5 protein-coding genes are annotated in these 7,297 nt (G+C 42.9%); 4 read left to right on the forward strand and 1 reads right to left on the reverse strand.

Annotated elements, in window-relative coordinates:
* The 3 genes from AACT21_RS04020 to AACT21_RS04030 are packed head-to-tail and all read left to right on the forward strand — an operon-like array spanning position 1 to position 4,875.
* Complete coding sequence (locus AACT21_RS04020) at positions 1–1,272, forward strand: ABC transporter substrate-binding protein (protein ID WP_094163618.1); 1,272 nt, start codon at positions 1–3, stop codon at positions 1,270–1,272.
* The gene (locus AACT21_RS04025) at positions 1,269–3,617 is read left to right on the forward strand and encodes an ATP-binding protein (RefSeq protein WP_017047227.1); all 2,349 of its coding nucleotides are present in this window, start codon (positions 1,269–1,271) and stop codon (positions 3,615–3,617) included. The genes AACT21_RS04020 and AACT21_RS04025 overlap by 4 nt, the downstream gene beginning before the upstream one ends.
* Positions 3,607–4,875, forward strand: coding sequence for a sigma-54-dependent transcriptional regulator (locus AACT21_RS04030; RefSeq protein ID WP_013867894.1), 1,269 nt, complete (start codon positions 3,607–3,609; stop codon positions 4,873–4,875). Before AACT21_RS04025 ends, AACT21_RS04030 begins: the two co-directional genes overlap by 11 nt.
* A 181-nt stretch (positions 4,876–5,056) precedes the next feature.
* Here AACT21_RS04030 and AACT21_RS04035 read toward each other — a convergent pair whose 3' ends face one another.
* Complete coding sequence (locus AACT21_RS04035) at positions 5,057–6,205, reverse strand: iron-containing alcohol dehydrogenase (protein ID WP_026029117.1); 1,149 nt, start codon at positions 6,203–6,205, stop codon at positions 5,057–5,059.
* Between the two features lie 165 nt (positions 6,206–6,370).
* Between AACT21_RS04035 and AACT21_RS04040 the strand changes: the two genes are divergently transcribed.
* On the forward strand, positions 6,371–7,252 hold the full coding sequence (locus AACT21_RS04040) for an AraC family transcriptional regulator (protein WP_094163620.1): 882 nt from the start codon (positions 6,371–6,373) through the stop codon (positions 7,250–7,252).
* The last annotated feature ends 45 nt before the right edge of the window (positions 7,253–7,297 follow it).

The following is a 7,297-nucleotide window of genomic DNA, read 5'->3' on the forward strand; positions in this document are numbered from 1 at the left end:
GTGCTACTAGGATCGATAGCGGCGGCTATCAATACCGCTTATGCAAAAGAGAATGAGTTAGTCATACTGACCACATTTTCACGTGAACCCTTGCTACCTCTTATTGAAGAGTTCAGCAAACAGTATCAAGGTGTTGATGTGCAAGTGGTCCATCGTAGAGCACAATCGAGCATTCAACTGCTTAATAAAAGTTATATCCAGAATATTGATGTAGTGCTGAGCTCATCGCCTTTTTTAATGCAGCATTTAGCAAATAGCAATAAGCTCGCAACCTTACCTGCCCATTTGCAACCACCAGAATGGTTAAAACCCTACATGTTACCGCCAACCGATAAAGTCGTGACGATAGGCTATTCTGGCGCTGGTTTGGTATGGAATCGTGACTATCTCAGCTTACATCATTTACCGACGCCTACGTCGTTCACCGATCTGGCTAATTTTATCTATTTTGACCATATCACGATGAGTACCCCAACACGTTCGGGTACTACTCAGTTAATGGTCGAGAGCATTCTTGCTAAATATGGTTGGCAACAAGGGTGGCGGATTTTACTGAACGTGGGGGCAAATTTAGGGACAATTTCCTCACGCAGTTTTGGTGTGAGTGATTATGTAGCCAAAGGGCAATTTGGGATAGGCCCAACGATTGATAGCTATGCCAGCATATTAGAACGAAAATTTGAGCACGTTCAATTTCGCTACGATGAAAGTTTTACCCTAATGCCCACATACGTCGCCCAAGTGAGCCTGCGTGAAAATGATCAATATGCGAAGGCATTCATCGATTTATTGATGTCAAAAGCGGTACAAACGAATATGGATAGCAATGATTTTTCTAAACATGCGATAAACGATAAATCCCTGTTTAATGAGGCATATACACAGTTGTCCATGGCATCCATTACACATCGTGAGGAGTTAGTTAACTTATTGTTTGAAATTGCGATTACCAAACGCTTACCTCAGTTAAAAGACACTTGGCTCGCAATCAATCATGCTAAAACCAAGTACGCACACAATGAACTCGCTCTGAAGCTCATTGAAAATATTGAAACTCGAGTGTTCTCTTTACCTGTGACCGAAACAGAGTTAGCCGTGGTATATCAGTCATGGCAAAAAATCAGTGTTGATGATGTGCAGTATGAGACACACTCCGCCGCCATTTCTATGCAAGTAGCGGAGCTGACGCATCGTTGGAAGATGCAGTTGGCATTAACCTTAGAAGAAGCTTTGTCCGATCTAAAAAACTTGGACCGGGTCGATACGCCATGATTTTTCCGAAATACAACACGATTGGCGCGAGACTGGTTTTGGCCTTTGCTTGTAGTACCTTGCTGTTGACGATTGTCAGCATCGTCGCATGGGGAACATGGAATAGTTTAGATAATCAAGTGAGCGAGCTGCTTGATAAAAGTGTTCCTAAATATAATGCCAGTTATCTGCTCGAAAGCAGTAGTTCGGAAATTAAAAGACGGATCGAAATCATCTCAAATACGCGTAACAAAGTTGAGTTGGATGAGCAACGGCAACGTTTGGATAACAATTTAACGACGATCAGCAAAATATTAAGCGAGATTGAATTGAACAACGAGCAGCAACGGCTGCTTGCTGGGTATCAACGGCTACGTAATCTTAGTGAGCAATTTGGTCTTCTGGTCGGGCAACGGATTGATCAAAGTCGTCAAATTGAGTTACTTCAAGAGCAGATCCAATGGCTACATCAAGATATTGGTTCTGAGTTGACTCCGCTGCGCCAAGAAATACAGTGGCAGCTAGAGCGTAAAATGAAAGGTAATGAAAGCGACATGCTGTTTGCGAGTTTAGGGGCTGTCCAGTCTATCTTAGATGGTGAGGCTCAAACGTTTATGTTCGCAAAAGAGCTCATCCAATCTAAGCATATTAGCCAAGTGAATAATGGCATGAAAGTACTACAGTTCCGCCTTGAAGAACTGTACGCACAGAGTGCGCCGATTTTTTCACAACCTGCAACCATCGCCTATCAACAATTACTCAGTGAGCTAATGGATGTATTGAGTTTGAATGGCTCTTTCCATCAAAACTTACGTTCTATGGTGCGTTTAAATGCCCAGCTTGATGATATTCGAGCTGAAGTTCAGCAACAGCTTCTCCACCAACATACTGATATTGCTATGTTGGTCGCCAACGCCGATGAGTCGTTTGTTCAAGCGAAAAAAGAGACCACGGAACTGGTTTCTCATGGTAACCGTATTCTGTTTGTCTGCTTTAGCTTATCGATCATTATCAGTTTGTTTTTGACTTACTATTTCATCAATCGTCGGATTGTGGGCCGACTTAACCGCCTTAGCGACAGTTTAGATGCCATCATTCATAATGATCTTTCACACCCTATTGTGGTAGACGGCAGAGATGAAATTGGCCGGATCAGTGAAAAATTGGTTCAGTATGGTAAAAAAGTGGAGGAAATGGACCGAACCAACGCACTGAGTTTGATTAACAATACGCAAGCGAGTTTAATCACTTGTGATTTGGATGGTTATATTGAATCGGCTAACTTAAGCGCTCGTGTTCGCTTGAATATAGACCAGAATGAGGACCCGAAAGCCTTTTGGCTCTGTTTTTCAACGTCAACTCAATCGCAGTTGCAAGCACTGTTTAACCCAGAGGCTAAGTTGATCGAAAATGGTGCAGATGTCATTACGCTATCGTTAGGCGATGTAAATAAACCTTATTACTTGCGCTTGTATTTACGTAAGTATACCCACGGTTTAAGCGATAAAGTTATCATCACGATTACGGATGTTACCGATCAAGAGCACGCTAATCGATTATTAGAAGAGCGAGTTCGAGCAAAAACTCATTCATTACGTGAAAAAAATCATCAGTTACTCGCTGAAATTGAGCAGCACCACCGGACCGAAAACCATCTTAAAAAAACACAAAGTGAGTTAGTACAAGCCGCTAAAATGGCGGTGGTCGGGCAAACGATGACCAGTTTAGCGCACGAATTGAATCAACCATTAAGCGCGATGTCGACTTATCTCTATAGCGTAAACCTTGCTTTAGAGCAGAAGAAAACAGAGCAAATCAGACATTCCATCGATCATATTGAACATTTAACAGAGCGAATGGGCAAAATCATCAATGGGTTACGTCATTTTTCTCGTAAAAGTAGCAGTGATGAAACCCTTACCCCTGTCTTGATTACTGATGTTATCGGTCAGGCTATGTTGTTGGTTGAAACGAAAGCGAAACGTCAACAGATAGTATTGCAAAGCCATATTCATCAACCAATTCAAGTCATTGCAGATCAAATCGGCTTGGAACAGGTATTGATTAATTTGTTGGTAAATGGCTGTGAAGCGGTTGTGGGATGTGAGCACAAAAAAGTTGACGTGATATTGCTGTCGAGTACGCCAACGCATCACGTTGTTGCAGTATGCGATTCAGGGGCTGGATTTGCTCATGATGTCGTTGAAAAACTCTTTACGCCCTTTACCACGACCAAAGAAGTAGGGTTGGGCTTAGGGCTGAATATTTGCCGCTCGCTCATAGGAAAAATAAAGGGTCAAATTTATCTTGCCTCGACAGTCAGTCGAGGTGCAATGGTCGTGCTGGAGTTGCCTTATGAATCATAATTATTCTGTTTTATTGATTGATGATGACCAAGATGTCCTTGACTCATATTCGCATCTTATGTCGATAGCTAATTTGCCGTCAAAAGCACTTCTTAACCCCACCAAAGCGTGTGAGTTTATCCATTCTGATTGGGCTGGAGTGATATTGCTTGATGTCTATATGCCACAAATGAACGGCATTGAATTGCTTAAAGCGATTAAATCGATTGATGAGCATATTCCTGTGATTGTCATTACTGGCCACGGAGACATTCCTATGGCGGTAGAGGCGGTCAAAATAGGGGCATGCGATTTTCTTGAAAAGCCAATCAATCCTGCGGAGTTATTGAGCTTAGTGAAGAAAAATCTCGATATTCGTCGTCATTTTGTACAACAAAAAACGGCTATGGCCAACTCAATCAAATGCGAACTCATCGGAAAATCCGCTCAAATGGGGCAAATTCGCCACCATGTTGCTCAGTATTCAATGCTCAACAGTCATGTTGTTATTTGTGGAGAATCGGGTGTTGGGCGGCATACTATTGCATATCTCATCCACCAACTGACACAGGGTAATCATGCTTCATCGCTGGTGGAATTAACCGTTTCATCAGCGACCACGCTCGCACAGATTGAACAAAAATTAGATGCAAGTGAAAACGGTACATTGCTAATAGACCACATCGAATTACTTTCTGAAGAATTGCAGCGTTATTTGACTCAGAGGATGCTTAACCAAGAACGCCTAAGCAAAGCTCGAACGCGCGTGATTGCTATTTTAGGTACGGAACCTGAGGCCTTGATTACGGCTAATCGGTTGCAGCCAGAGCTCTATTATTTGCTAAACCAAGGCGTGATAGAGGTGCCTGTACTTCGACATCGTCCCGATGATATCGCTACTTTGTTCCATTATTTTCTCAAGCAGAGCTGTAATAAATTGGCGAAACCTTTGCCAGCGGTAGAACTGAGTTATTTGTCGCTACTGCGTGCACATCAATGGCCGGGAAATGTACGAGAGCTGAGAAATGTAGCTGAATTATATGCGATAGGTATTGTAAAACTGACGGGAAAAGAGCGTTTGTACAATCAGTCTGATCTTTTATCACCGCTTGATGAATTGGTGGATGATTACGAAAAGCAAATTATTGAAGATGCATTATTTCTCCATTCTGGTCGCGTCGCTGATGCCGCAAATTATCTGCAAGTACCGCGTAAAAAGCTCTACTTACGAATGAAAAAACATGGTTTAGAAAAGGATGACTTTAAAAGTCGTTATTAGTTTTTCAATTTTAGGTGGTGGATCAGTTTGATAATGCTGGCATGGTAATGAAAGGCCGCTACATAAAGTATCCAATACAAAAAAAGTACAAAAAAAGCAGCGCTCAATTGCGCTGCTTGATGTAGCTGAATCTATGCTATTGGAATGTGGAAATCACTATTCACTCGTCTAAAAAATGAGGCTAAATGATAGCTTGTTCCAAAATTTCCCGTGATTTTTCAAGCGTGATGGCTTGCTGTTCACCCAAAACAAGCATTCCATGTGCGTTCAGTTGAGCGATAACTGCGTCTATGGCCGCTTGTTTGCTACTGTTATGATCCGCAAATTGAGTTGGAACATTCAAGCTGTGGTAGAAGGCTTCAATCGCATCGATTGTGCGTAAGGCAAGATCGCTAGTTTGATTGAGTCCAAAGACATTTTTGCCCATTTGCTCAAGTTTAGCGCGTTTGTTCTCAAGTTGATTGCGCAGTAGGGAAGGCTGCACAATCGCTAGCGAACGGGCGTGATCAACATGCCATAATGCGGTGAACTCGTGACCAATCATATGAGTCGCCCAATCTTGTGGAACGCCAGTACCGATCAGGCCATTTAGTGCTTGGTTCGCTGTCCACATCAGGTTTGCTCGCCATCCATCATTATCACGCTGGTCATATTGTTGACCCAATACCAGCAAGTTTTTAAGTAAAGTTTCGGCATAGCCGTCTTGAACCATTGCATTGGTTGGCAAGGTTAAATATTGCTCACAGACGTGTACCCAAGCATCAACAATACCGTTGATCAACTGGCGCTCAGGCAGTGATTTCATTACATCTGGATCAAGCACTGCGAACTTAGGCTGTACCGCTGGAGCCATAAAGGCCAATTTGTCTTGTGTTTGTGCTTTGGTAATGACCGCACCCATGTTGGATTCAGAACCGGTTGCTGGCAGAGTCAGAATTGCACCGATAGGCGTAGCTTCAGTAACTTGATGTTTACCCACCATGATGTCCCAGCCATCCCCATCATACTTAGCCGCCGCGGCAACGTATTTTGAACCATCGATAACCGAACCACCACCCACGGCAAGAATAAAGTCGATGTCCTGTTCTTTGACGATAGCAACCGCTTTATCTAAGGTTTCTTTGGTTGGGTTTGCTTCTACACCTGAAAACTCGACCCATTGGTGGTCAGTGAGTGCACTCACGACTTGGTCATAAACACCATTTTTTTTGATCGAACCGCCACCGTAGATCACCAGTACTTTTTGGTCAGTTGGAATCGCCTGACTGATTGCCGAGATTTGGCCTTGGCCGAAGTGAATTAGAGTAGGGTTAACATAAGTAAATTTCATTATTCTCACCTTTGCTTATAGAAAAGGAGGCGGCGCCTCCAAGGCAGTGTTTTACGATGTGCATATTAGTATTAATTATCCAGTCAATATAGACCAATTTCTCGAAATTAATTGCCTAATTCTCTAATTGTCGTATTCTTCCTTCAGTTTTGATAAGGGGGCATTATGAGTAAACTGGCGCAACTGATGCAGCAATATATTGAAAAACAATCTTTAGATCATTTGGAAGGTATTCACCAAACGGCAGTGCCGGGCGTATTGTTTTATCGCAGCAGCCGCGGTAATGGTAGACAACCCCTTGTGTATCAATCCGGTATCATATTGTTGGGGCAAGGACATAAACGCATTCATATTGGTAGCCAACCCGTAAATTATGGCCCCAATGATTACTTGGTTGTTGGGGTACCTTTACCACTTGAGTGCGAAGCTTTTGCGTCAGAAAGTGAACCGTTATTGGGCTTGACTATTAATATCGATCACTCACTTCTCCTTAAGCAGGTTGATCGACTTGAGGCTTCTGGTTTTTTATCTGATTGCATAGACAAATCAAAATGCGGGCTGAAATCAGTAGAAATGGGCGCAAAGATGCAAGCAAGTGCGATTCGTTTGATGTCTGCATTGGTTAATGATCTTGAAGCTAAAGTGCTTGGCGAAAGCTTAGTCGAGGAGATTGTGTTTCGGGCATTAACCAGCGAGCACGGTTATGTGCTTTTTGATCTCGCTCATCAAGAAGGGCACTACGCCCGGATAGCCAAAGCGTTGAGTAAAGTACATCAAGAATATGATCAGTCCATTACCGTTCAGTTGCTCGCCGAAGAAGCCAATATGAGTGTCTCGGCGTTTCACCACGCCTTTAGGCTGGTGACGTTAGAATCTCCTTTACAATATTTAAAAAAAGTCAGGCTTAACAGAGCGAAAGAGCTGATTCGTGTGGAAGGCAAGCGTGTGAACGATGCCGCTCGCTTAGTTGGTTATGCCAGCGCATCTCAGTTTAGTCGAGAATATAAGCGAAATTTTAATGAAACCCCAAGAGGAGTACAGCGTTAGAAATAGCGCATAAAGTTAAACTCTACATTTTTGTAACAATTAGTG

This window comes from Vibrio sp. V08_P9A1T1, from assembly GCF_963874405.1.
Taxonomy (GTDB): Bacteria; Pseudomonadota; Gammaproteobacteria; order Enterobacterales; family Vibrionaceae; genus Vibrio; species Vibrio anguillarum.

Coding starts and splice junctions, on each gene's coding strand:
- AACT21_RS04040 (WP_094163620.1), top strand. CDS start 6,371: ATGAGTAAACTGGCGCAACTGATGCAGCAATATATTGAAAAACAATCT.
- AACT21_RS04035 (WP_026029117.1), bottom strand. CDS start 6,205: ATGAAATTTACTTATGTTAACCCTACTCTAATTCACTTCGGCCAAGGC.
- AACT21_RS04030 (WP_013867894.1), top strand. CDS start 3,607: ATGAATCATAATTATTCTGTTTTATTGATTGATGATGACCAAGATGTC.
- AACT21_RS04025 (WP_017047227.1), top strand. CDS start 1,269: ATGATTTTTCCGAAATACAACACGATTGGCGCGAGACTGGTTTTGGCC.